Origin of the sequence: Enterococcus sp. AZ129 (assembly GCF_051714505.1) — a bacterium.
GTDB classification, from domain to species: domain Bacteria; phylum Bacillota; class Bacilli; order Lactobacillales; family Enterococcaceae; genus Enterococcus; species Enterococcus faecalis.
Map to the genome: position 1 here is coordinate 237,754 of NZ_JBIORY010000001.1, position 24,013 is coordinate 261,766.

At 38.5% G+C, this 24,013-nt stretch carries 25 protein-coding genes; 16 read left to right on the forward strand and 9 right to left on the reverse strand.

Going from position 1 to position 24,013, the window contains the following annotated elements; translation table 11 throughout:
• Positions 1-353 precede the first annotated feature (353 nt).
• From efp to IGJ90_RS01275, 4 genes are all read left to right on the forward strand, one after another.
• Positions 354-914, forward strand: coding sequence for an elongation factor P (gene efp / locus IGJ90_RS01260; protein WP_002355202.1), 561 nt, complete (start codon positions 354-356; stop codon positions 912-914).
• 168 nt (positions 915-1,082) lie between these two features.
• The gene (locus IGJ90_RS01265) at positions 1,083-1,220 is read left to right on the forward strand and encodes a hypothetical protein (protein WP_002355203.1); all 138 of its coding nucleotides are present in this window, start codon (positions 1,083-1,085) and stop codon (positions 1,218-1,220) included.
• An 89-nt stretch (positions 1,221-1,309) separates the two neighbouring features.
• On the forward strand, positions 1,310-2,227 hold the full coding sequence (locus IGJ90_RS01270) for a PLP-dependent cysteine synthase family protein (RefSeq protein ID WP_002361143.1): 918 nt from the start codon (positions 1,310-1,312) through the stop codon (positions 2,225-2,227).
• 13 nt (positions 2,228-2,240) lie between these two features.
• Positions 2,241-3,377: a cystathionine gamma-synthase gene (locus IGJ90_RS01275; protein ID WP_002366058.1), complete on the forward strand. Its 1,137-nt coding sequence runs from the start codon at positions 2,241-2,243 to the stop codon at positions 3,375-3,377.
• 36 nt (positions 3,378-3,413) lie between these two features.
• On the opposite strand, the gene genA is transcribed toward IGJ90_RS01275, so the two are convergent.
• The 3 genes from genA to genR form a co-directional block, all read right to left on the reverse strand.
• Complete coding sequence (genA, locus tag IGJ90_RS01280; protein WP_002366059.1) at positions 3,414-4,844, reverse strand: 6-phospho-beta-glucosidase GenA; 1,431 nt, start codon at positions 4,842-4,844, stop codon at positions 3,414-3,416.
• A 26-nt stretch (positions 4,845-4,870) separates the two neighbouring features.
• Positions 4,871-6,205: a PTS sugar transporter subunit IIC gene (gene genB, locus IGJ90_RS01285; RefSeq protein ID WP_002355207.1), complete on the reverse strand. Its 1,335-nt coding sequence runs from the start codon at positions 6,203-6,205 to the stop codon at positions 4,871-4,873.
• Between the two features lie 173 nt (positions 6,206-6,378).
• A complete protein-coding gene (genR, locus tag IGJ90_RS01290) occupies positions 6,379-7,140 on the reverse strand; it encodes a transcriptional regulator GenR (RefSeq protein WP_002366060.1) in 762 nt (253 codons plus the stop codon).
• Between the two features lie 198 nt (positions 7,141-7,338).
• Between genR and IGJ90_RS01295 the strand changes: the two genes are divergently transcribed.
• From IGJ90_RS01295 to IGJ90_RS01320, 6 genes are all read left to right on the forward strand, one after another.
• Positions 7,339-7,929, forward strand: a complete 591-nt coding sequence (locus IGJ90_RS01295; RefSeq protein WP_002386047.1) for a dihydrofolate reductase family protein — start codon at positions 7,339-7,341, stop codon at positions 7,927-7,929.
• 131 nt (positions 7,930-8,060) lie between these two features.
• Positions 8,061-9,428, forward strand: a complete 1,368-nt coding sequence (locus IGJ90_RS01300) for a TrkH family potassium uptake protein (RefSeq protein WP_078126881.1) — start codon at positions 8,061-8,063, stop codon at positions 9,426-9,428.
• A 20-nt stretch (positions 9,429-9,448) separates the two neighbouring features.
• Complete coding sequence (locus tag IGJ90_RS01305; RefSeq protein WP_002355211.1) at positions 9,449-10,612, forward strand: cation:proton antiporter; 1,164 nt, start codon at positions 9,449-9,451, stop codon at positions 10,610-10,612.
• A gap of 128 nt (positions 10,613-10,740) precedes the next feature.
• Positions 10,741-11,181 carry a CopY/TcrY family copper transport repressor gene (locus tag IGJ90_RS01310; protein WP_002358353.1) on the forward strand — a complete coding sequence of 147 codons (441 nt, stop codon included), beginning with the start codon at positions 10,741-10,743 and terminating at the stop codon, positions 11,179-11,181.
• 15 nt (positions 11,182-11,196) lie between these two features.
• Positions 11,197-13,683 carry a heavy metal translocating P-type ATPase gene (locus IGJ90_RS01315; protein WP_104659648.1) on the forward strand — a complete coding sequence of 829 codons (2,487 nt, stop codon included), beginning with the start codon at positions 11,197-11,199 and terminating at the stop codon, positions 13,681-13,683.
• A 21-nt stretch (positions 13,684-13,704) separates the two neighbouring features.
• Positions 13,705-13,911, forward strand: coding sequence for a heavy-metal-associated domain-containing protein (locus IGJ90_RS01320; protein WP_002355215.1), 207 nt, complete (start codon positions 13,705-13,707; stop codon positions 13,909-13,911).
• 43 nt (positions 13,912-13,954) lie between these two features.
• Here IGJ90_RS01320 and IGJ90_RS01325 read toward each other — a convergent pair whose 3' ends face one another.
• Together IGJ90_RS01325 and IGJ90_RS01330 are read right to left on the reverse strand one after the other, a co-directional pair.
• Complete coding sequence (locus IGJ90_RS01325) at positions 13,955-15,325, reverse strand: DUF5808 domain-containing protein (RefSeq protein WP_002366064.1); 1,371 nt, start codon at positions 15,323-15,325, stop codon at positions 13,955-13,957.
• Positions 15,325-15,714 carry a GntR family transcriptional regulator gene (locus tag IGJ90_RS01330; protein WP_002362949.1) on the reverse strand — a complete coding sequence of 130 codons (390 nt, stop codon included), beginning with the start codon at positions 15,712-15,714 and terminating at the stop codon, positions 15,325-15,327. Before IGJ90_RS01330 ends, IGJ90_RS01325 begins: the two co-directional genes overlap by 1 nt.
• A 149-nt stretch (positions 15,715-15,863) precedes the next feature.
• Here IGJ90_RS01330 and IGJ90_RS01335 point away from each other — a divergent pair, with 149 nt between their 5' ends.
• A complete protein-coding gene (locus IGJ90_RS01335) occupies positions 15,864-17,192 on the forward strand; it encodes an aminopeptidase C (protein ID WP_002358357.1) in 1,329 nt (442 codons plus the stop codon).
• A gap of 42 nt (positions 17,193-17,234) precedes the next feature.
• Here the strand turns inward: IGJ90_RS01335 and IGJ90_RS01340 are convergent, their stop codons facing one another.
• Complete coding sequence (locus tag IGJ90_RS01340) at positions 17,235-17,855, reverse strand: flavin reductase family protein (RefSeq protein ID WP_002373181.1); 621 nt, start codon at positions 17,853-17,855, stop codon at positions 17,235-17,237.
• Positions 17,856-17,876: 21 nt separating this feature from the next.
• Positions 17,877-18,851 (reverse strand): ring-cleaving dioxygenase, encoded by a 975-nt coding sequence (locus IGJ90_RS01345; protein WP_438767443.1) that lies wholly within the window; start codon positions 18,849-18,851, stop codon positions 17,877-17,879.
• A 265-nt stretch (positions 18,852-19,116) separates the two neighbouring features.
• Between IGJ90_RS01345 and IGJ90_RS01350 the strand changes: the two genes are divergently transcribed.
• Entirely contained in the window at positions 19,117-19,473 is a 357-nt protein-coding gene (locus IGJ90_RS01350) for a DMT family transporter (protein WP_002386054.1), read from the forward strand.
• On the forward strand, positions 19,470-19,781 hold the full coding sequence (locus tag IGJ90_RS01355) for a DMT family transporter (protein WP_002355223.1): 312 nt from the start codon (positions 19,470-19,472) through the stop codon (positions 19,779-19,781). Before IGJ90_RS01350 ends, IGJ90_RS01355 begins: the two co-directional genes overlap by 4 nt.
• A gap of 95 nt (positions 19,782-19,876) precedes the next feature.
• Here the strand turns inward: IGJ90_RS01355 and IGJ90_RS01360 are convergent, their stop codons facing one another.
• Both IGJ90_RS01360 and IGJ90_RS01365 read right to left on the reverse strand, forming a co-directional pair.
• Positions 19,877-20,923: a chitinase gene (locus IGJ90_RS01360; RefSeq protein WP_010713600.1), complete on the reverse strand. Its 1,047-nt coding sequence runs from the start codon at positions 20,921-20,923 to the stop codon at positions 19,877-19,879.
• A gap of 42 nt (positions 20,924-20,965) precedes the next feature.
• Complete coding sequence (locus IGJ90_RS01365) at positions 20,966-21,550, reverse strand: lytic polysaccharide monooxygenase (RefSeq protein ID WP_002355225.1); 585 nt, start codon at positions 21,548-21,550, stop codon at positions 20,966-20,968.
• A gap of 274 nt (positions 21,551-21,824) precedes the next feature.
• Here IGJ90_RS01365 and IGJ90_RS01370 point away from each other — a divergent pair, with 274 nt between their 5' ends.
• From IGJ90_RS01370 to IGJ90_RS01380, 3 genes are read left to right on the forward strand one after another with little or no spacing between them, the layout of a single operon-like run.
• Entirely contained in the window at positions 21,825-22,559 is a 735-nt protein-coding gene (locus IGJ90_RS01370) for an acyl-ACP thioesterase domain-containing protein (RefSeq protein ID WP_002355227.1), read from the forward strand.
• 49 nt (positions 22,560-22,608) lie between these two features.
• Positions 22,609-23,442: a DUF72 domain-containing protein gene (locus tag IGJ90_RS01375; protein WP_002358361.1), complete on the forward strand. Its 834-nt coding sequence runs from the start codon at positions 22,609-22,611 to the stop codon at positions 23,440-23,442.
• 16 nt (positions 23,443-23,458) lie between these two features.
• The gene (locus IGJ90_RS01380; protein WP_002358362.1) at positions 23,459-23,995 is read left to right on the forward strand and encodes a haloacid dehalogenase; all 537 of its coding nucleotides are present in this window, start codon (positions 23,459-23,461) and stop codon (positions 23,993-23,995) included.
• The last annotated feature ends 18 nt before the right edge of the window (positions 23,996-24,013 follow it).

A 24,013-nucleotide genomic window follows, 5' to 3' on the forward strand; every position in this document is an offset into this window, starting at 1 on the left:
ATTTTAAATTCCTTTCAAATAGACCGAGTACATACGCTGAAAGGCAATTTGTCTCACCAACGTATGTTTAGTGACAGACAACCTCATGTGTTTTTGATAAAGATAGCGTTTGACGTATCATATCATCACCCCCTTTAATGATTGATTTTTTCTATGTAAAAAGTGAAAATAATTGATGAAAGCTTGGTAATTCTAACGCAATTCAAGAAAAAAGGCAAGTTAAACTCGTTTTATTTCCCAATTCAATGTCTGGGGAGTGATAAACTTCTAAAAAAGATACGTGATTTCCTAGATTAATCCTAGGTTATTTGCTACAATAATGAAGAATTAACCAGAGAAAAGGAGAAATTACAATGATTGCAGCAAGCGATTTAAAAGCCGGTATGACTTTTGAGCAAGACGGCAAATTAATTAAAGTAATGGAAGCTAGCCACCACAAACCAGGTAAAGGTAACACGGTTATGCGTATGAAATTAAAAGATGTTCGTACGGGTTCAACAACAGATACAACAATGCGCCCAGATGAAAAAGTGAAAAAAGCGCACATCGATACAAAACCGGTTCAATATTTATACAGCCAAGATGATATGGCTATTTTCATGGATTTAGAAACATATGAACAATATGAAGTACCAACTGCTTTAATTGAAGAAGAACTAAAATATTTACTAGAAAATATGGAAGTAAAAATTCAATTTTATGGTGAAGAAGTCATTGGTTTAACTTTACCAACAACGGTAATCTTACGTGTTGCTGAAACACAACCTTCAATCAAAGGCGCAACAGTAACTGGTTCTGGTAAACCCGCTACAATGGAAACAGGATTAGTTGTTAACGTTCCAGATTTTGTTGAAGCAGACGAATTATTAGAAATCAATACTGCGGAAGGTACGTATTTAAAACGTGCTAAATAAGTAGCAGAAAAACAGAAGGCTAGCCTTCTGTTTTTTTTGGTCTATTAATTCTTTTACCTATAAGAAAACCATTGGTGTGATAGGAAATAGCAATCGTTAGAATCGTTGACACTAGAAAATGGGAAATGGTATAGTTTGGTCAACACATGACGAAGGAGGAAATCAACCATGACGAAAAAACAAGCTAGCCCTTTTTTAGAAACGGAAAGCTGTTGTTGTATGGTGCAAAATAGTGCAGCATACTCTTTTGTGATGGGGAAAACCTCCGTTATTTCTGAAAAATTGCCTAACACGATTCCTCTCTGAATCTAGACAACCAGAAATAAACAAAAAAGGTGCTGATGCGATCAGCACCTTTTTGTTTTATGTACATGTATTAGAAGGAGGAATTCGCTATGATTGTTCAGTCAATTTTAGACACAATCGGAGCAACACCATTATTTGAATTTACAAGTGAACAATATCCTATGCCAGAAGGCACTAAAATTTATGCGAAACTAGAATATTTGAATCCAGGTGGCAGCGTCAAAGATCGGCTTGGTGTGCATCTTCTCAAAGAAGCAATGAAAACGGGAAAGATAAATCAAGCCACAACAATTATTGAACCGACGGCGGGGAATACAGGGATTGGCCTGGCATTAGCAGCCAGTCAACTGGGCCTCAAGACAATCTTTGTTGTGCCAGAAAAATTTAGTCAGGAAAAACAACAGCTGATGCAAGCGTTAGGTGCTAAAATTGTCCCTTCGCCAACAGAGCAAGGGATTGTCGGAGCGATAACTAGTGCCCAAGACTTAGCCAAGGAAATTCCTAATAGTTACGTGCCGTTACAATTTGAAAATCCGGATAATCCTGCTGCTTACTACGAAGGATTAGGACCTGAAATTGTTCAAGACCTAGGCGGGAAGATTACTAGCTTTGTCGCAGGTTTAGGCAGTGGTGGAACGTTTGCTGGTGTTGGCAGATATCTCAAAGAACAAAATAGTAAGACGCAATTATGGGGCGTGGAGCCAGAAGGTTCAATTTTAAATGGCGGACCTGCACACGGACATGAAATCGAAGGCATTGGCGTGGAGTTCGTGCCGCCTTTTCTTAAACAGATTCCTGTGGACGGCTTTTATACCATTTCAGACGAGGATGGTTTTTTCTGGGTCAAACAATTAGCCAAGAAAAGCGCTTTGCTGGTGGGAAGCTCCAGCGGCGCAGCGTTTGCGGCGGCATTAAGAGAGGCGCGCCGCTTACCAGCAGGCAGCACAATTGTAACTATTTTTCCTGACGGTAGTGACCGTTATTTATCAAAAAATATTTATTCTTAGGAGGAAAACTTTTATGAAATTCAATACCAAATTAATTCATGGCGGCATTAGTAAAGATGCAACAACAGGTGCAGTGAGTGTTCCTATTTATCAAACGTCAACCTTTGAACAAAATGGCGTGGGCCAGCCAAAAGAATATGAATATTCTCGTTCAGGTAATCCCACACGTCACGCGTTAGAAACCTTAATCGCTGAGTTAGAAGGTGGGAGCCATGGCTTTGCGTTTAGCTCAGGCTTAGCTGGTATTCATGCAATCATTTCTATGTTTGGACCCGAAGATCATATTTTATTAGGTGACGATGTCTATGGGGGGAGTTTCCGTTTATTGGATAAAGTATTTGTAGCAAATGGGTTAAGCTACACGATTGTAAACGCCAGCGACTTATCAACAATTGAAGCCGCAATTCAGCCAAATACAAAAGCCTTGTTTTTGGAAACACCAAGTAATCCACTGTTAAAAATTACAGATATTGAAGCGGCAGCTAAGCTTGCTAAAAAACATCAGTTGTTAACCATTGTCGATAATACGTTTGCGACGCCTTATTTTCAACGGCCGTTAGCGTTAGGTGCTGATATTGTGGTTCACAGCGGGACAAAATATTTAGGGGGCCATAGTGATGTAGTCTCTGGTTTAGTCGTAACGAATCATCCAGAAAGCGCAGAAAAGATTGCCTTTTTACAAAATGCGATTGGTGCTGTTTTAGGACCACATGATAGTTGGCTGGTCCAACGTAGTTTAAAAACATTAGGCGTCCGGATGGCAGCGCATGCCCAAAATGCTCAAAAAATTGCAGAATTTTTAGAAGCGCATCCAGCGGTGGCAACGGTGTATTATCCAGGACTAGCGAGTCATCCTGGTCACGAAACTGCGCAAAAACAGATGTCGGGGTTTAGTGGTATGATTTCTTTTGAATTAGCCAAGGATGAGCAAGTCGTTCCTTTCGTAGAAGCGTTGGAAATTTTTACTTTAGCGGAAAGTTTAGGTGGCGTAGAAAGTTTAATTGAAGTACCTGCCATTATGACTCACGCATCTATTCCCAAAGAAAATCGTGAAGCTGTGGGAATTAAAGATGGACTCATTCGTTTATCTGTAGGAATTGAAGCAGTCGAAGATTTATTGGCTGATTTAGAAAAGGGATTACAAGCATAAACAAAAGGCCCTCGTCTTTAGACGAAGGCCTTTTGTTTATAATTCTTCTCCATTCGTAGCAATCACTTGTTGATACCAAGCAAACGATTTTTTCTTTCGCCGTTCCAACGTTCCGTGACCATCGTTGTCCTTATCTACATAAATGAAGCCATACCGTTTCTTCATTTCGCCTGTACTAGCGCTCACTAAATCGATGAATCCCCAAGGTGTATAGCCCATCAAATCAATGCCGTCATACGCAACGGCTTCTTTCATCATCTCAATATGTTCACGTAAATAAGCGATTCGGTAAGTGTCGTTAATCGTTCCGTCTGGTTCTAGCTCATCAATAGCACCAAAGCCATTTTCGACAATAAAAAGTGGTAATTCATACCGATCATTGAACCAATTCATTGCATAGCGTAAGCCCATAGGATCGATTTGCCAGCCCCAATCAGATGTTGCTACATAAGGATTTCGCACCAAGTCTTTTGCTTCATTGTAGTCAAAAGTAGGGGCCTTTTCTGCACCTTTTACAGCAAACGACATGTAATAGCTAAAGCCAATATAATCAACACAGCCATTAGCCAAATCAGTTAAATCTTCTTCTGTGACATCTAATGAAATGTTTTTTCGTTTCAAATAGCATTGAATTGCACTTGGATAATGACCGCGGACATGAACATCGGTAAACCAATAACGTTTTTGCATTGCGCTAACACTCATCATCATATCCTCAGGATTACAAGAATAAGGATAAATAGGCACCATCGCAATCATACAGCCAATTTGGAAGTCGGGATTGATAGCGTGGCCAATTTTCACTGCACGTGCGCTAGCGACTAGTTCATAATGAGCAGCCTGATACATAATTGCTTCGCGGTCTTCTCCTTTCTGGTAAGCAATACCAGAGTTAGTAAAAGGTGCAAAATCTTCTTCATAATTGGCTTGGTTGTTAATTTCGTTAAAGGTCATCCAATATTTGACTTTTTTCTGGTAACGAGTGAAACAGACTTCAGCAAATTTGACAAAAAAATCAATGACCTGGCGATTGCGAAAGCCGCCATATTTTGTGACTAAATGATAAGGCATTTCAAAGTGAGACAGTGTCACGACTGGCTCAATACCATTTTTCAAACACTCGTCAAAAAGTGCATCATAAAAACGAAGGCCTTCTTCATTGGGCGTTTCTTCATCTCCGTTAGGAAAAATTCGTGTCCAAGCAATAGAGGTTCGGAAACAATTTAAACCAAGTTCTTTGAATAGTTGAATATCTTCTTGATAGCGATGGTAAAAATCAATCGCTTCATGGTTAGGATAGTGTTCATCTGGTAAAACGCCTGCGGTAATTTTACGAGGGACGCCATGTGCACCGGCAGTCATTACATCCGCCACGCTCACCCCTTTACCGCCTTGGTCCCAGCCTCCTTCTAATTGATGAGCAGCGACAGCGCCGCCCCAAAGAAAATCATTTTTCAAAATTGACATATCGTTTCAGTCCTTTGTTCAAATTTTTATACGTTTTGTGCTTCGACTTTTTCAAGGGTTTCTTCAGTAATCGGTTGATTGGTTTCTTCTGCGTAATTAAGTGCATCCATTTTTTTAGCAAACGGTAAATAGATAAAGAAACTCATCGTCAGTACTACTACTTGAAGCAACGCTGCTTGCCAACCACCAACTAAAAGTCCAGAAATGATTGGAGGAGTAGTCCAGGGAACTTGTACCGCAGTAAAGAGAGGAACCAGTCCTGTGTACAAGGCAAAATATGTCACAACAGAAGAAACAATCGGTGTGATAATGAATGGCACAGCCATGATTGGGTTCATCACGATAGGTGTAGCAAAGACAATTGGCTCGTTAATATTGAAAACAGCTGGCCCAATTGAAAGCCGACCTAATTGCTTAAACTGAGCTGATTTGGCAAAGAAAACCATGAACACGACTAACCCGATTGTCATGCCCGCACCAGTGACCGTTAAAAATTGATCTAAAAATTGTTGTGTAACAATATGGCCACCATTAGCCAGTGTTAAGTCTTTTCCAGATTTCAAAATTTCGGTGTTTTCCAAAGAGTTTGCTTGTAAAATAGGGCCCATGATACCGCCAACGATTGTTGACCCGTGAACACCGAAAAACCAAAAGAGCGGAATGACAAAACCTAATAGTAATGCGCCACCTAGTGAATCTGTGACTCCTTGAAGTGGTGATTGTAGCACTTCGTAAATAAAGTCAAAGAATGTCGTATTGAAGACTTTATCTAGAAGAATGAAAATTAGCATTGCACCAGTTACAATAACGCTGGCAGGAATTAACGCAGTAAAGGAATTGGCCACATTTTCTGGTACAGCTTCTGGTAATTTGATACGAATATCATGACGTAAAAACCAACTATATACAACGCCGACTAACAAACCAACAATAATAGCTGTAATCATCCCTTTGCCAGCTGTCCAATCTTTGTTGATGACATTGCCAACTACTGCGCCAGAAACCGCATCTTTGACTTCAGATGACATAAACAAAATGAAAACCACCATGGCAATCATGCCCGCTGGGAGGCCTTCAAATCCCTCGCTTTTTACATATGAGTAGGCAATACCGATGACCGCAAATAACGACATAATCGCAAAAGATGCCCCATATGCTTGATTGAAATAAACAGCCAGACCGCTTGCGTTAACCCATTCAGAAATAGCTGTAACTGGGAAATTCGCTAATAGAAGAAATACGGAACCAACAATGGTAAAAGGCATCGTGTAAAGCATCCCGTTCCGTAAGGCAGTAATTGCTTTGGTATTGACGAATTTTAGTACTGGAGGTAATAATTTCTCGTTAATCCATTCGTTCATAAAAATCTCTCCTTTGAAGAATAATATAAATGCAAATGTATCCGTTTACATATTTACTATATAAGGTTATTTGAAGAAAAAATAGACTTTTGCTTGAATGAGAAACATGTACCAAGAAAAAAAACAAAAAAGCTCATGCTGTCTAAAACAGCATGAGCTTTTGTGAAAAACAACTAGAAAGGTGTTTCATCTAGTTCCTTTAAAAGTTGACTTGCTTGATGAGCTAGGAGTTCAATTAAAGCAATGACAGGGATTTGAGTGGTTGTATTGACTGATTTATCTGCAAATGGAGAACGTTCGTCGGGCATATAATAGGAGATGTTGTAGTCAGCCAAGCGGGCAATAGTTGAATGTTGATTGTTGGTAATGCTTAGCACTTTGGCGCCAGCTGTTTTAAGATCGGTCATTTGTTTAATCATTTCATTGGTTTCCCCAGATACAGACAGAATCAAGGCTAATGTATTTTCAAATCCGCGCTTGGGGATAGGCGTAAAGGGATCAGCAATACTGTAAGAATTGATATTTAAGTTGGCAAAATAACGACTGCCATAACTACCTAAAATTCCGCTAGTACCAATGCCAGTAAAGGCAACGTGACGTGCTTGAACAATCATTTGGATTGCTGGACGAAGCATTTCGTAATAGGTTTCTTGGTTTAATTTTTTTAAAAAAGCATCGACGTGAACCGTGGCATCATAAAAATTTTCAAACGTTTGTGTTTGTTTGGCTTCTTCTTTCACTGCATATTTTAATTCGGAAAAACCAGCATAGCCCATTTTGTTACAAAATCGTAGAATCGTTGAGGTGGAGACATGACAGGAAGTAGCCAGTTGGCGAATGGTCTGTTGAGGGATTTGGTGCAGGTGTTCCAATACATAATGGTAAACGAGCATTTCTAATTCATTCAAGGTCTGAACCTTCTCTAAATCAAACAAAGTAATCCTCCTTTATATAAAAACTGAATATGTTATTTTTTTGTGTAAATCAAATAAACCAATTCTTATTTTTCTTGAAAAAAATGTAAAATAACTCAATAAAAAGTTTCTTATTTCCTATTTTACAAAAAGTAGCCCAATTATCCTAGTTTTTCTCTTTTTTCTTTTAAAAATAACAATGCGCACCCCTAGAGTTTTTTGAGAAAACAAGCTAAAATAGATAAGAAGAGAAAAGGAGGCGTTGATGTGGCACGGGAAGTAATTTTATTTATTGCAGCGAGTATTGATGGTTTCATTGCGGACAAAGCGGGCGGTGTTGCTTGGTTAGAAGAGAATATTCGTGGCGATGAAGAAGATCGTAGTTACGATGAAATGTATGAAAAAATAGACACTGTGGTAATGGGGCGGACTACTTATGATCAAGTGACACAAGAATTGTCCCCAGATGTGTATTTTTATGAAGACAAGCATTCTTATATCATTACCTCTCATCCAGAACCATCAACTGCTTCAAGAACTTTTACCAAGGAAGATCCAGTCACATTAATTCGTCGTCTCAAAGAAGAAGACGGCGCGGGAATTTGGATTGTTGGAGGCCCAAAAGTGGTTCAACCGCTTTTGGCAGCTGATTTAATTGATACCTTCATTTTGACGACAATACCACTGTTTCTGGGTGAGGGCATTGCTCTATACGAGACAATGGCTCAATCAATTCCAGTTCGTTTAAAACAGGTTTATCAAAAAAATGAGTTGGTTTATTCGATTTATCAACGTGAAAACAAAAATTAAAAAATAATTATTCGGTTGGGCAAGTTGCTTTCAAGGTTTTGAGTTTCTCATAGGGCGAGAGGAACAAAGCAACAGTTGTCTAGCCGTTTGTGTTGTTTTTGATTGACAAAGAAATGGTAGAGGAGAAAAAAATGAAACATCAGATCAAAAAAAGGTTGTATATTTCACCTGTTCAAACAATTGTCTTAGGCTTTTTTTTATTAATTGTTGTAGGCACAATCTTATTAATGATGCCTTTTTCTGCACAAGCTGGACAAAAAACGCAATGGATTGATGCTTTTTTCGTGGCAACTTCCGCCGTCTGTGTTACAGGGCTTTCGCCTTTGAATACGGCGGAACATTGGAGTCCTATCGGGCAAGTTATTATTATGATTTTGATTGAATTAGGCGGCTTAGGCTTTTTAACCGTTGCCACGATTTTCTTTAGTTTGCTACGGAAAAAAGCGTCACTAAGTGTACGGATGTTGTATCAAGAAGCGTTAAATGTTAGTGAAGTTTCCGGAGTTTTTCGTTTAATGAAATATATTATGAAGTTTGCGGCCATTATTCAATTACTTGGAGCCTTCTTGTTGTCCTTTCAATTTGTGCCAACATTTGGGTGGAAAAAAGGGTTGTTTTTTAGTCTCTTCCATGCCGTTTCGGCATTTTGTAATGCTGGCTTTGATTTGCTAGGGGATAGTATGGTTCCTTATCAAAATTCGCCTTATCTTTTACTAGTCATTAGCTTTTTAATTATAGCTGGTGGCTTAGGATTTATTGTGTGGCGCGATATTTTTGCAATGATTAAAGGTTATAAAAATAAAATTAAGCACCGTGTTAGTATTCATACACGCCTTGCTTTAACGGTGACCGCCACCTTTTTAGTCTTAGGGACCGTTATTTTTTACATTTCAGAATATCGCCATTTTCCAGCTGACATGTCTTTTTGGCAGCGTCTTGTCAACAGTTGGTTCTTGTCGGTTACACCAAGAACGGCTGGCTTTTATTCAGTTGATTATTTGAAAATGAGTAATCCAGGCCTGATTGTCACGATTTTGTGGATGTTTATTGGTGGCACTTCAGGATCAACCGCTGGCGGCTTGAAAACCACTACGTTTGGTGTGTTATTTTTACAATTTCGTGCAATTTTTAAAGGGAAACAGCGAGTGGAATTCCATGAACGCACAATTCCTGAGCGAGTAGTGCTCCAAGCGTTTACTTTGTTCTTCTTGGCAACTTTTTTATGTGTAACTGCTTCAGTTATTCTCTCGTTTACAGAAACATTACCTTTAAAAAACGGGATTGAGTATATTGTTTTTGAAGTGGTTTCTGCATTTGGAACGGTTGGTTTAACAATGGGGTTAACACCAGATTTAACTGTTTTTGGTAAACTAGTGATTATTTTTCTAATGTTCGTCGGTCGTGTGGGTGTGTACACGGTGTTATTGTCATTAATTAAGAAAGGCTTGGAAAGTCAGTCGAAAGTTCAATATCCAAAAGAATCAGTGATGATTGGTTAATAGAGAAAGAGGGAAATAGAATGGAATTTTTAGGTATTTTATGTTTGATTTTAATTACAACGACTTTAGCAGGTGTTGCTTGTAAAAGAGTAGGAATTCCTGCGGTAATTGGGCAATTGCTAGTAGGGATTGTGTTAGGTCCAGCGATGTTAAATATTGTGCATCAAGATGTGTTTGTGCATGACTTTTCAGAAATTGGTGTCATTATGTTGATGTTTATTGCTGGAATGGAATGTGAATTGGAATTATTGAAAAAATATGCGAAACCTAGTGTCATGGTTGCTATTTTGGGCATCGTTTTACCGGTTGGTTTTACTATGTTGATTGGTCAGCTGTTTGCTTTTTCTTGGAAAGAAGCTTTTTTCCTTGGGTTAGTTTTAGCAGCAACGTCGGTCAGCATTTCAGTAGAAGTATTAAGAGAGTTGAATGTTTTAAGTAGTAAAGAAGGTGCAACGATTCTTGGGGCTTCCGTCGTTGACGATATCGTGGTCGTGATTATTTTAAGTGTCGCTGTCGGCATGATTGGTGCAAGTACAGGCGGCAATACAGAAGTCAGCTTTATTGTTAAGTTAATTGAACAAGGCTTATTCTTTATTGGGATTTTCTTTTTGGTCCGCTTTATTGCTCCCTATTTACTACGTTTAAGTCAAAAAATGAACATTGGGTCGTCTGTTATTATCATGTCATTGATTATCTGTTTGGGCATGGCTTATTTGGCTGATTTAGTTGGTTTAAGTTCTGTCGTAGGTGCCTTTTTTGCAGGGATTGCTGTGGGACAAACGGATGCAAAAACAGAAATTGATTTCAATATTGAAGCTATTGGCTATGCCGTGTTTATTCCCGTCTTTTTTGCCAGCATTGGCTTATCAGTGACATTTAACACGTTAGGAAAAGATTTACCTTTTATTTTGGTAATGACGATTATGGCGATTTTAACGAAATTACTGGGCGGCGCCTGGGGAGCGAAAATGGTTGGTTTCTCCAATACAAGTTCTTTAATGGTCGGTGCTGGGATGGTTTCGCGTGGGGAAATGGCATTAATCATTGCGCAAATTGGCTACCAATCTAAATTACTTTCAGAAGCGTATTATACGAGCATGATTGTGGTAATTATCTTAACGACCTTAGTTGCACCGTTCTTATTGAAATACTTTGTTAAAAAACAAGAATCTGCGTTGCAATAAAAAAAGATGAGCAGAAGTTGTTGACAAAAAAATAAAATAGCTATATGATGAGTTCAAGACGGATGACTACATTTGTAGTCGATAACCTTGAACTCTTTTTTTATTGATGAAGGAGGAATTTAACGAGTATGGCAAAAGATAAATTAGCGACAATTACAGATGCAGAGTGGGAAGTCATGCGGGTTATTTGGACCCAAGGCAAGACCACGAGTCGTGAAGTGCATACACTTTTAAATGAGAAGAAAGAATGGAAATCAACGACCGTCAAGACGTTACTAAGTCGTTTAACAGATAAAGGGTTAGTTGGAACGGAGAAAGCAGGCAATAAATATATTTATTATCCGCTAGTAGAAGAACGTCGGAGCGTTGAAACGGTGGCAGACGAACTTTTAGCTAAGGTGTGCAGCCGTAAAGTTGGTTCCGTGGTAGAAACAATTTTAACAGAGAGTCAGTTGAGTTATGACGATTTGGATCGATTAGAGGAACTCTTGAAAGAGAAGCGCAAGACGGCGGTTGAATCTGTCCCTTGTAACTGTATTCCTGGTCAATGCCAATGTCATTTAATTTAAAAAGGAGTGAAAAAAATGGAAAGTAAAACGTTTGATATTGAAGGGATGAGCTGTGCTTCCTGTGCCCAAACGATTGAAAAGGCTACGGCGAAGTTACCTGGGATGGCAAAGGCAAGTGTCAATTTAGCTACGGAAAAATTAAGTGTCACGTATGATCAGACGGAAGTCACAGAAGAAGAAATTAAGGAAGCTGTGTCAGATGCTGGCTACAAGGCGATTAGCCCAGCCCAGCAACGAACGTTTGCGATTGAAGGAATGAGTTGTGCTTCCTGTGCCCAAACGATTGAAAAAGCTGTGAACCAATTATCTGGTGTTCAACAAGCGATTGTTAATTTAGCCACGGAAAAACTGGTGGTTAGTTATGACGACCATCAAGTAACGAGTGCTAAAATTATCAAAGCAGTTACGGATGCAGGTTATCAAGCGACAGAAGAAGTCGCTGCAGGTGCAACAGCGGACCAAGATCGTGAAAAGAAACAAAAACATATTGCTGAGATGTGGCAACGTTTTTGGATCTCAGCGGTGTTTACAGTACCCCTTCTTTATATTGCGATGGGACATATGGTAGGCTTACCATTGTCGGATTTTTTGAATCCAATGACACATGCGACGACCTTTGCAATGGTTCAATTGATTTTGACGTTACCCGTCCTATATGTCGGCAGAGAATTTTTCACAGTCGGTTTTAAAGCATTATTTAAAGGACATCCGAATATGTTTTCTTTAGTAGCTTTAGGAACCAGTGCTGCTTTTGTGTATAGTTTATATGGCACAGTCATGATATTTTTAGGAGACACAAGTTTTACAATGGCTCTTTATTATGAATCAGCGGGTGTTATTTTAACTTTAATTACATTAGGAAAATATTTCGAAGCTGTTTCAAAAGGGAAAACCTCAGATGCGATAAAAAAATTAATGGGTTTAGCACCGAAAACTGCCCATATTTTACGTGATGGCGCAGAAATTGAAGTGCCAGTTGATGCTGTTCAGTTGGATGACATTGTGATTGTTCGCCCAGGAGATAAAATCCCTGTTGATGGAGTGATTGTTTCAGGCAGTAGTTCTGTGGATGAAGCCATGTTAACGGGCGAAAGTTTGCCTGTTGAAAAGAAAGTCGGTGATGCAGTAATTGGTGCTAGCATCAATAAAAATGGCAGCTTTCAATTCAAGGCAACAAAAGTGGGAAAAGAGACGGCCCTTGCCCAAATCATTCAATTAGTGGAAGATGCGCAAGGCTCAAAAGCACCGATTGCACAATTAGCTGATAAAATTTCGGGTGTTTTTGTCCCAATCGTTATTGGTTTGGCTGTTCTTTCTGGCTTGGCTTGGTTCTTTTTAGGACAAGAGTCATGGATTTTCGCTTTGACAATTACCATTTCTGTGTTAGTGATTGCTTGTCCTTGTGCGCTCGGCTTGGCAACGCCGACTGCGATTATGGTGGGGACAGGTAAGGGCGCTGAAAATGGCGTTTTAATTAAAAGTGGGGATGCTTTAGAAACCACTCACAAAATTCAAACAATCGTGTTTGATAAAACAGGAACTATTACAGAAGGCAAACCGGTGGTTACAGATATTTTAGTTGCTGATTCAGCACTTTCAGAAGCTGAGTTACTAACATTAGCAGCTTCTGCAGAACAAGGATCAGAACATCCTCTAGGTGAAGCAATTGTGGGAGCGGCTAAAGAACGTCAATTGCCATTAGTAGAAGGAAGCGATTTTTCAGCGATTCCAGGTCACGGCATCCGTGTGACAATCAACGAACGAGTCCTACTTTTGGGCAATATAAAATTAATGAAAGAAGAAGCCATTGAGCTATCAACGTTTGTTCAACAAGCGGATCGTTTGGCAGAAGAAGGGAAAACCCCAATGTTTGTGGCAAAAGATGGTTCGTTTGCGGGTATCATTGCGGTAGCAGATACTGTGAAGGATAGCAGTCAAACAGCCATTGCACGTTTGCATAAAATGGGGATCGAAGCCGTGATGATTACGGGAGACAACAAACGTACTGCCGAGGCGATTGCAAAACAAGTAGGTATCGATCGTGTCTTAAGTGAAGTTTTACCAGAAGATAAAGCGTTAGAAGTGAAAAAACTACAAGCAGAAGGCAAAAAAGTAGCGATGGTGGGTGACGGTATTAATGATGCACCAGCACTTGCCCAAGCAGATGTGGGGATTGCTATTGGTTCAGGCACAGATGTTGCAATGGAATCGGCCGACATTGTGCTAATGCGTAGTGATTTAATGGATGTGCCTACAGCAGTTGAATTAAGTAAAGCGACCATCAAAAACATCAAAGAAAATCTTTTCTGGGCATTTGCCTATAATACATTAGGTATTCCAGTGGCTATGGGTGTGTTACACTTATTTGGTGGACCTTTGTTAAGTCCGATGATTGCAGCAGCAGCTATGAGTTTTAGTTCAGTCTCTGTCTTACTAAACGCCTTACGCTTAAAAGGATTTAAACCTTCGGCGGTGAAAAGAACTAGTGGAAGTCAAAAATAAAATTGAAAAGGATGAAGTGAAATGGAAAAAACAGTAAAAATTGATGGGATGAAATGTGATGGCTGTGTTCAAGCGGTCACTGAAAAATTTAGTGGAATTGACGGCGTAACGAATGTTGCGGTTCACTTGGCAGATCAAACAGCCGTTGTGACAGCAGATCGTGAAGTAAGCCAAGATGAACTGAATACCACGTTGGCAGATACAAAATTCAAGGTTGTCAGCGAATAACAAAAAACAGGGCCTACCATCATGAGTAGGCCCTGTTTTTTTGTTATGGAAGTTTGGCTTTGATTTCCTGATAAATCTTAGTCGTTTCTTGACCATCACGCGCAGTATAATAATAAACTTTTTCCCGCGTTTCTATTTTCAGAATCGGATGACTTTTTGTATAAATTAGTAAATAAGCAGGTTTTCCAGCGACTTTAAATTCTCCTGTTAAGTAACTATCTGTCGCAGCACCCATTGTGCGGATGCGTTCTTGAGGTAAGTCATCAATCAAAGAAACAACAGTGATTTGGTTAAAAGGAATTGACCTTGTTTTTGCTAATGGGGCAGATAACTCAATTTGTTTATTTTCAATAGTTGCTTGAAAGGCATGACTAGAAAAATCATTTATAAACATCGGCACTGTGGCAAAGAACAGCACCGCAATCGTTAAAATACCAGTAGCGGCTAGAATAATTTTCCCAGCAGGCCGTCCTAGGTTAATAGATAAATTCATACCAATGCGATCAGGAACCATGATTTTGGGGTCCTTTGGATTGATATAAATCCCATACCGCCAATATTGATCATCATCCCCATAGCGATAATCGCCAGCCTGTAAAACGAATTGATCTTGTTTTTTGCGCATTGAAAATAGGTAGTAGAAGAGAAAGCCTACATAAACAAACAAAAGAATAAAATAACAAAAAGTAAGGGCCATCGCAACCGTATAATCAATTACAATTGTGAAAGTTGGTAAAATGGTTAGCGGTGCAAAAACTAAGGCGGATAAAACCATTAAAACAGACCAATGATGCCGAAATAAATCATTGATTTGCTGATTAATTTTTGAGTCACTAGTTAGCGGTTTGACAGGTAAGCGCGCAATAAAATAATAGCCGCCAATGAACAAACTTAACATCAAAACAGTAATTAAGAAAAGAATCCAGGAACCAATCGCCGTTTGCAAGGAATAAAAGCCCCCAGCAAAAGTAAGAATAATTGCAGGTAAAAACCACCAAAATGAAATAAGTTTCTGGTTTTTATTTAAAACTAATTGCGTATCGATTAAGAGAGGACGCTTAGGTAGCAACCAGCCGTTTTGCATTTTTAAAGCGGCCATTTTGCGAATATAAACGATTTGCAGATAGTAGCCACTGCCAATAAAACTAAATAAAAGTAACAGAAAAAGGAACAATAAAATCGAATCATAAGGAATAAATAACAAAGGTAAACTAAGAACACTAAAAACGGCTGCTAGTTGAACCAAGCGTTTTTTATAACGTTTCCGGATTGCTTGAACGCTGGGATCTTGTAGTTTATCTTCTGGTAAAGTGTTTTCCAAAATAATATTTTTGTGAGGATTTGCATAAATCCCCATAGTAAATGCCATAAAAAAAGCGACAGAAACTAGGATGAAATAAAAGAATACCGCCATTATAATGCACGCCCTTTCGAATCAAAATTTTGATAAATTTTCTGAATAAGTGCTTGGATTTCTGCTTCGGATTGCTGATGTAAAAAACTTTCAGCCAACAGAAGTTCTAAACGCTCATGCAATTGCTGTTGCCAAACAGCGGTAGCAGGTAACTTTGCGGCAATTTTGGTGCCGTTACGACGGTCAGTCACAATATAACCTGATTGCTTTAACTTATTATAAGCTTTTGAAACAGTCATCATATTGACCCCGATTTCGTCCGCCAATTGTCGGATAGAAGGCAAACTTTCACTGGGAACCAGTTCACCTTTGGCAATGCCTACAATGATTTGATCAATGAGTTGCTGATAGATGGGCTGTTCGCTTTGTTCATCTATTTCTAAAAGCATCGAATCACTCCTGTCTTATTTGTGTTATTTGTATTATATATACTAATACAAAAAGAGTTGGAAAGCAAGGAATTTAGAGTAAATGGTTGTTTCTGTTTAAAGAGAAGCATATAATGAAGAAGAACGTAAAATGAAAGGACGATGAAAATATGACAGCAATTGAACCAAAATTAACAGAGAAATTCCATCAAGATTTCTTGAACAATAATAAACAAAATGCCTTACAACGTAGTGTAGTAAAAAATGGTATCAGCGCTTCAGGTGAATCTGTACAAGGAGCCGTGAATAACGTACCCGTCTTTTCAGTCGACTTAGCTACTGGAAAAGTGGCCAATCAAAAACAAAGCGGTCGCTGCTGGATGTTTGCGGCATTAAATACATTTAGACATAGAATGTTAAATGCGTTTCAATTAAAAGATTTTGAATTATCACAAAACTATACATTTTTCTGGGATAAATATGAAAAATCAAACTATTTCTATGAAAATATTATTGCAACAGCCGATCAACCGTTGACTAGTCGTAAAGTGGCCTTTTTATTAGCGACACCACAACAAGATGGTGGGCAATGGGATATGATCGTTTCAATTTTTGATAAATATGGCGTAGTGCCTAAAACGGCAATGCCTGAAAGCAGCAACAGTTCCAATTCACGTGATTTAAACAACTATTTAAATAAAAAATTACGCAAAGATGCAACAATTTTACGTAGTTTAATTGAAAAAGGCGCTTCTGCTGAAGAAGTCCAAAAAAACAAAGAAGCAATGTTACAAGAAATTTATAATTTCTTAGCAATCTCTTTAGGAACACCGCCAGAAACCTTTGATTTTGAATACCGTGACGAAGAAAAAAATTATCATTTGGATCAAAATCTAACACCGCAAACATTCTTTGAAAAATACGTTGGCGTTAATTTACATGATTATGTAAGTATTATTAATGCTCCTACAGAAGATAAACCCTTCAACAAAACATACACTGTTGAAATGTTAGGGAATGTTGTCGGCGGCAAAGAAGTTAAATATTTAAATGTAGAAATGGCTGCTTTCAAAAAATTAGCTGCTGCACAATTGGAACAAGGCGAATCTGTTTGGTTTGGTTGTGATGTCGGACAATCTTCAACACGTGACACAGGAATTATGGCATTAGACGTTTACGATATGAACGATCTTTTTGATATTGATTTTACGATGACTAAAGCAGAACGTTTAGACTTTGGTGAAAGCTTAATGACACACGCCATGGTTTTAACAGGTGTTGATATCGTTGATGGTCAAACAACAAAATGGAAAGTGGAAAATAGCTGGGGCGAAAAAGTCGGTGAAAATGGCTTCTTCGTTATGAGCGATGCGTGGATGGACGAATACACTTATCAAATCGTTGTGCACAAAGATTTATTAACTGATGAACAGAAAAAAGCTTGGGAACAAGCGCCAACTGTTTTGGCACCTTGGGATCCAATGGGAGCATTAGCATAAAACAGAAAAAGAAGGCCCCGCCGTCATGGCGGGGCCTTCTTTTTACGTTGGGCGGCGAACTTCACGGATTTCGCCCAATGTTGTATAATCATTGCCTGCTAAACGAGCAATCGGTTGGAGTTTTTCAGGTAAAATGTACTGATGTTCTTCATCGAAAACGGCTGAATCAAAATAGAAATCGGTAATTTCTACAATGAATAAATCCGTAATAATTTGACCTTCATGGTTAGCAATAGGTACATATTGATGTAAGCGAGCTTCCATCCGAATTGGCGCGGCTTTGATTGCTGGAACAGCAACAGTCTGGCTGGCAATGGTTTCAATACCAAATGTGTCAATTTCACTGATTTCTGGTGCTAAAGACGCCGAAGTCTGATTCATTTGAGTAAGAACTTCTTCGTTAACGAAATGGATGACAAGCTCTTTAGTAGCCAAGATATTTCGTGCCGTATCTTTAGGCTCTTTGTCTGGTCGTAAAATGGACAACGTTGCTAAAGGAATTTCAGCTGCCGCTGCATTAAAGAAACTAAAGGGGGCAGCGTTGACGATACCTGTGGCTGTATCTTGTGTCGTAACCCAAGCGATTGGTCGAGGAATAATGCTTCCTGATAAAAATTTATACGCTGTTTTTGCAGATAACTCGTTACTATTGTAATGAATCATAGGAGCCTCCTAGAAAAAATACTAATTTCTTTGAACATTCGCATCTGAAGTATCGAAAGGACGCACAAATTCTTCAATCCCTGCCCGTTTTGGTTCTAAAAATGGCGGTAATGATAATTTTTCGCCAGCGTGTTCATAGGTTTCATCCTCTAAAAATCCAGGACCATCGGTTGCCAGTTCAAATAAAACATGTGTTGCTGCCAAGAAATATTCAGATTTAAAGTAAAAACGTTCCACAAAGCCAGAATTAGGAAATTCCAAACGATTAATTTTTTCAATCCAGAAACGTAGTGCTTCCTCATCGGCAACGCGCAAGGCTAAGTGATGGACATTGCCGTAGCCTTCTTGGGCCGCTGGCAAATCTTCTCGATGCTCTACGATAATGCTGGCACCATTCCCACATTCGCCAACTTCAAATAAATGGAAACTACCTTCAGCATCAATCAATTTGAACCCTAAAACTTCAGTTAAAACTAGTTGCAGATGTTCGTAATTTTCGACAGTTACAAAGGCTGGACCTAAGCCGATTAAAGCATGTTCACTAGGGACGTTAGATTTTTTCCAAGGCGTGCCAGCTGCAACACCTTGGTTCTTTTCATCAGAAATAAGTTGGTAACGTTGATTGTCAAAATCTTCAAATTCTAAATACTTTTTACCAAAACGCTCTTGAATTTCTCCATGATCAATTGCATATTCATTAAAGCGAGATACCCAGTAGTCCAAAGCAGCATCATCTTTTACACGGAAGGAAGTACGAGAAATTGTATTGGTTCCTTTGGTTCCTTTAGGTAAGCCTGGAAAGTCAAAGAAAGTCATATCTGTTCCGGGAGAGCCGGCATCATCAGCAAAAAATAAATGATATGTTTCAATATCGTCTTGGTTAACAGTCTTTTTAATTAAACGTAGACCTAAAATATCGGTGAAAAAGTGATAAATTTTTTCGGCACTTGAAGTCATGGCAGTGACGTGGTGTAAACCTAAAATTTGTGTATTCATAATAAAAATCCTCCTAAAAGAAAAATAATTTTTTGATTAATTAACTTACTAAAAGTAAGTTTAAATGATTAGTCCTAAAAATGCAAAAGAAATGTCTCGAATTCGAACTATTATTTTTTAGTTGATTTTTAAAAAAAATAAGAATATAATAGCCTGAGATATTTTAATACATAAACTTTCGTAAACATCGCCGGATGCTTGCGACTAAAGTGTTAATGAACAGTTCTTAGGCCATAGCTGAACTGTTTGTTGGCACTTTTTTTGTTTGGAAGGGAAGGAAAACAAGATGAGTAAAGCTTGGTTAAAAGTTATTTTTGGCGCTTTTTGTGAAGTGATTTGGGTCATTGGCATGAAGCATAGTACAACATGGTGGGAGATTTTAGGGACAGTAATCGCAATCTTTATCAGTTTTTATGCGCTGATTAAAGCAGGAGAGGAATTGCCAGTCGGCACAGCCTATGCTGTATTTGTCGGCTTAGGTAGTGCTGGAACTATTGTAACAGATCATTTTTTATTCCACACACCATTGGGCATAGGAAAAGTTCTTTTTTTGTTGCTGTTATTAATAGGTGTAATTGGCTTAAAAATGGTAACTGGAAATAAAGAGGAGGAAACAAGATGAGTTGGTTATACTTAGTCATTGCAGGCTGTTTTGAAATCTTTGGCGTAGGTTCAATTAAATTATTTACAACAAAAAAAGACTTACGTTCATTGTTAATTTTAATTCTAGCGTTTAGTGGTAGTTTCTTATTCTTATATTTAGGGATGAGACAATTGCCGATGGGCGTTTCTTATGCAGTTTGGACAGGAATTGGTACAGCAGGAGGCGCTATTTTAGGAATGCTCTTAGGTGAATCAAAAGACCTACGCCGGATATTTTTTATTTTTTTAATCATTGTTTCTGTGATTGGTTTAAAATTAATTGGTTAGAAAGCGAGAGAACATTGTTTGGATTATTGAAAGACCGGTGAGTAAAATTTAAAAAGAGACAGAACCAAATGCGGTGTTCTGTCTCAAAATAGCTTTTATTTTACGAGGTTACTATAACGTGTCGCAAATTCATTGTTGTAGGACTTGCCGTTGACATCTTGACCAACGTCCCAATTTGCAGACCAAGTCATTAAGCCACGGATAGGATTACCGTCTTTTGCTAACTGATCAAAAGTTTTGGCTACAGGGGTAGCCTCAACAACATAGCCACTACCAGCAGCATCCCGATTTGCTGGTAAACCAAGGACTAATTTATCGTTTGGTATCTGTAGATAGCCGCGTGTGCCATGGATTAATGAATCAGACATATAATAGAGGAACTCGTATTTTAGAGCATCGTTGCTTTGAGCAACCCAAGTCATAATTTCATCAACCCAGACACCGTCGCCGCCTTGGTTATATAATTGTGGGGCAATGTAATCATAATAACCATTTAGGGAAGTAATGTATGTTTCATAAGCGGCACCAGGTTTTAAATAAGGGAATTCTGGCGCCATCGTAATGATGAAATTTTTTCCTTGTGCTCGATAATGGTCTTTGACTATTTTCAACGCAGCAGGGATAACGGTTTGGTTGTCGCCAGCAGTAATCGCCAATTGCTCTAAGTCGATGTCTAAACCATCAAAGCCGTATGTTTCCACTTGACGAATGATTTCATTCGCAAAGGCTTGTTCATCGCCTTTGACTAATTGAATATGTGCATCTGCTCCACCAAGTGCCAATAAAACTGCGCGACCTTGACTATTTAATTGTGCGACTTCTTGTCGGAAGGCAGTGTCCGTTTGGTTATAAGGCTTGAACGTAGGAATCCGTATCGTGCCATCGCTTTTCATGAAGGAAACCGGTACGACATTGTAGGCTTGATTTACTTCTGAAAGGTTCAGTGATGCTGATGTTCCTTGTTTGTAACCATCGCGTCCTTTTGAGGCCCAGTTATGCCAATATCCAACCAACACTTTTTTGCCAGAGATATCTACCATCGTATCCGCAGCATCTGCAGAAGCTTGAGTAGGCGTTAACCACAAGCCAACTGTAACGGTTGAAAGAAGCAGAAAAGCAGGAATTATTTTTTTTAGCTTCATTTTTTGAGAACTCCTTTAATTTAGTTTAAGATGTGAGTGTTTTTACTGAATGTTCACATCAATCGCTTGGTAAAAGGCGTTCACCGTATCACCAATGCCCCAAACAGCGTAAATGACATGATAACCTTTGCGGTCTGTCGGAATATTAATTGTTTGTTTAACAACTTTATTAGGAACTTCTTGTTTGCCGTCGATTGAAGCAATTTTGTCGAAGTTTTTAATGTCTAATGGTTGATTGGGATTCCAGCCATTTTTAGTAATATAGTAATCCCAAGAAGCAGTTCTATGTTGGGCAGTTAAGTTCCAAGTGATGTCAAGGGGACCTGTGGTAATGTTTGTTTTGTGCCAACGAGTAGCTGTTTGTTCATCCAAAGGTTCAAAACCTGAGACACCTGCACTGGCTAATTTACCAGTAATAAACGTATTTTTGGGCGCTTCGATACTTTGAGGTTCCCATTGTGCACGACCAACATTTGTATTTAAGTTACCACCAGCAGAACTACCAAAGAAAGCACGACTTCCAGGACTTGCTACGTAACCATGAGCCTCCGAAACAGTAGGGGCCAATGCAGCGCCACCTAAAACAAAACTAAAAGCCAGGACGATTGTTAATAAACTCTTTTTCACGAAAAAAACCTCCTAAAAAATTATTTTGTATGCGCTTACAGATAGGAATATAACATAATAATCTTTTGGATACAAATAATAAGAAATGTTATTTTTAAAAATAAAACAATATTTTTTAAGTAATATTAAGAATGTTTTTAAATAATATAAATAATAGTGTTTTTCAAAGTTTTGTTAATTTTTCATTCGGAATCGCAATTGAAGAAATCACGTGGTATACTTTTAAGAAGAAACAATGACACGAAAGTAGCCATTGGAAAAAGGAGATTATTTCGTGGGAAAAAAACATACATCCTCTTATGAAGTTGCCTACTATGACGGCGATTTTACTGGTGCAATGAAGATACCGGCTTTGTTAGCGGTTGTCATTAAAGTATCAGAAGAACAAACAGAATTACTAGGAAGAGATGCGGCTTATGTCGCCCAATTTGGCCTAGGCTGGGTCATCACCAACTATGAAATAGAGATTCACCGCTTACCAAAAGTTGGTGAAAAAGTAGCAATTACAACGCAAGCTATGAGTTATAACAAATATTTTTGTTATCGTAACTTTTGGGTTCATGATGAAGAAGGCAATGAATGTGTCTTTGTGAAATCAACCTTTGTCTTAATGGATCAAAAAAATCGGAAAATCAGTAGTGTATTACCAGAAATTATTGCACCTTTTGATTCTGAAAAAATCACTAAAATTTATCGCCATGAAAAAATTGAAAAGGTCACAGAGGGGAACTTTTTACCTTATCGTGTGCGTTTTTTTGATATTGATGGCAATCAACATGTTAATAATGCGATTTATTTTAATTGGTTATTGGATGTGTTAGGGTATGACTTTTTAACAACGCATCAACCGAAAAAAATTCTTGTGAAATTTGATAAAGAAGTAGAATATGGCCAAGAAGTCGAAAGTCATTACGAAATTGTCGAACAAGAAAATCAGTTGAAAACACGCCATGAGATTCGGATTGATGGTCAAACCTATTGTGAAGCGAATATCGATTGGACAAATTAAGTTAAGATGACGATTTAGAAAATAAAAAGTTACGCAGAGGAGGGAGGACATGATTCGCTTAGGATTAACATCTTTTAGTGAACACGACTATTTAACTGGAAAAAAACGGGCCACGCTTTATGAATATGCCAGTCATTTACCGCTAGTTGAAATGGACACGGCGTATTACGGGATTCCTCCCAAAGAACGAGTAGCTGAATGGGTCAAAGCAGTTCCCGAAAACTTTCGCTTTGTCATGAAAGTTTATAGTGGAATCAGTTGTCAAGGTGAGTGGCAGACCTATTATGCAAGTGAAGAAGAAATGATCACCGCTTTTTTAGAAAGTATGGCCCCATTAATTGAAAGTAAAAAATTATTTGCCTTTCTGGTACAATTTTCAGGAACATTTGGTTGTACGAAAGAAAATGTCGCTTACTTGCAAAAAATTCGTCACTGGTTTAAAGACCTACCCATCGCCATTGAATTACGAAATAATTCATGGTATCAACCAAACTTTGTAAAACAAATGTTGCAATTTATGAAAGAAAATCAATTTTCACTTGTGATTGTAGATGAACCGCAGATTCCTACGAATCCAGTGCCCTTTTATCCGTATGTAACGAATCCTAATCTCGTGCTCTTCCGGTTTCACGGACGTAATGCGGCTGGCTGGTTAGCCAATGATGCAGAGTGGCGAAAAAAAAGAACCCTTTATCATTATAATACGCAGGAAATCGCTGATTTAAGCGAAGCTGTTTTAAAAATGTCGCAAGAAGCTAAAGAAGTGGGCGTAATTTTTAATAATAATTCTGGCGGCGATGCCGCAGAAAACGCTCTACAGATGCAAAAAGTCTTGAATTTGAGTTACGATGATTTGAATCCAAAACAATTAGATTTATTTTGAGAAAGAAGGTAGCTGAATGTCTGAAAAGCAATCCCCTTATGAAATGGCTTGTGCCTTCCACGAGGTTTTTAATCCACAACAACCAGAGCAACCAACTGCTTTTTCGCCAGAGCTAGCCAGTCGACGAGCAGAGTTTAAAGTCGAAGAACTTGTGGAATTTTTATATAGTGCTGCTAATAATGACCAAGTGCTTTTTCAACAATTGGTCGACGGATTAAAAAAATCTGTCGATAAAGCAGAGCAGAAAGTCTTGGCGAAAGGCAAACCAGTATCTGATCCTTTAGTGGAGGAAGTGGATGCACTAGTCGATTTATTGTATTTTACTTATGGTTCGTTTTGCTTAATGGGCGTCAATCCAACAAAAATTATTGAAATCGTTCATCAAGCCAATATGGGGAAATTATTTCCAGATGGGCAGCCACATTATGATCCGGAAACAAATAAAGTATTAAAACCTGAAAATTGGGAACAAGATTTTGCGCCAGAAGCTAAAATTAAAGCGGAAATTCAACGCCAATTGAAAATTACTGAAACCAATGAAAAAGACGAATGAGAAAACTCATTCGTCTTT

Bases quoted from the DNA above. Each gene is read 5' to 3' on its own strand.
- efp (WP_002355202.1), top strand. From the start codon at position 354: ATGATTGCAGCAAGCGATTTAAAAGCCGGTATGACTTTTGAGCAAGAC.
- IGJ90_RS01265 (WP_002355203.1), top strand. From the start codon at position 1,083: ATGACGAAAAAACAAGCTAGCCCTTTTTTAGAAACGGAAAGCTGTTGT.
- IGJ90_RS01270 (WP_002361143.1), top strand. From the start codon at position 1,310: ATGATTGTTCAGTCAATTTTAGACACAATCGGAGCAACACCATTATTT.
- IGJ90_RS01275 (WP_002366058.1), top strand. From the start codon at position 2,241: ATGAAATTCAATACCAAATTAATTCATGGCGGCATTAGTAAAGATGCA.
- genA (WP_002366059.1), bottom strand. From the start codon at position 4,844: ATGTCAATTTTGAAAAATGATTTTCTTTGGGGCGGCGCTGTCGCTGCT.
- genB (WP_002355207.1), bottom strand. From the start codon at position 6,205: ATGAACGAATGGATTAACGAGAAATTATTACCTCCAGTACTAAAATTC.
- IGJ90_RS01300 (WP_078126881.1), top strand. From the start codon at position 8,061: ATGAAACATCAGATCAAAAAAAGGTTGTATATTTCACCTGTTCAAACA.
- IGJ90_RS01305 (WP_002355211.1), top strand. From the start codon at position 9,449: ATGGAATTTTTAGGTATTTTATGTTTGATTTTAATTACAACGACTTTA.
- IGJ90_RS01310 (WP_002358353.1), top strand. From the start codon at position 10,741: ATGGCAAAAGATAAATTAGCGACAATTACAGATGCAGAGTGGGAAGTC.
- IGJ90_RS01315 (WP_104659648.1), top strand. From the start codon at position 11,197: ATGGAAAGTAAAACGTTTGATATTGAAGGGATGAGCTGTGCTTCCTGT.
- IGJ90_RS01320 (WP_002355215.1), top strand. From the start codon at position 13,705: ATGGAAAAAACAGTAAAAATTGATGGGATGAAATGTGATGGCTGTGTT.
- IGJ90_RS01325 (WP_002366064.1), bottom strand. From the start codon at position 15,325: ATGGCGGTATTCTTTTATTTCATCCTAGTTTCTGTCGCTTTTTTTATG.
- IGJ90_RS01330 (WP_002362949.1), bottom strand. From the start codon at position 15,714: ATGCTTTTAGAAATAGATGAACAAAGCGAACAGCCCATCTATCAGCAA.
- IGJ90_RS01335 (WP_002358357.1), top strand. From the start codon at position 15,864: ATGACAGCAATTGAACCAAAATTAACAGAGAAATTCCATCAAGATTTC.
- IGJ90_RS01340 (WP_002373181.1), bottom strand. From the start codon at position 17,855: ATGATTCATTACAATAGTAACGAGTTATCTGCAAAAACAGCGTATAAA.
- IGJ90_RS01345 (WP_438767443.1), bottom strand. From the start codon at position 18,851: ATGAATACACAAATTTTAGGTTTACACCACGTCACTGCCATGACTTCA.
- IGJ90_RS01355 (WP_002355223.1), top strand. From the start codon at position 19,470: ATGAGTTGGTTATACTTAGTCATTGCAGGCTGTTTTGAAATCTTTGGC.
- IGJ90_RS01360 (WP_010713600.1), bottom strand. From the start codon at position 20,923: ATGAAGCTAAAAAAAATAATTCCTGCTTTTCTGCTTCTTTCAACCGTT.
- IGJ90_RS01375 (WP_002358361.1), top strand. From the start codon at position 22,609: ATGATTCGCTTAGGATTAACATCTTTTAGTGAACACGACTATTTAACT.
- IGJ90_RS01380 (WP_002358362.1), top strand. From the start codon at position 23,459: ATGTCTGAAAAGCAATCCCCTTATGAAATGGCTTGTGCCTTCCACGAG.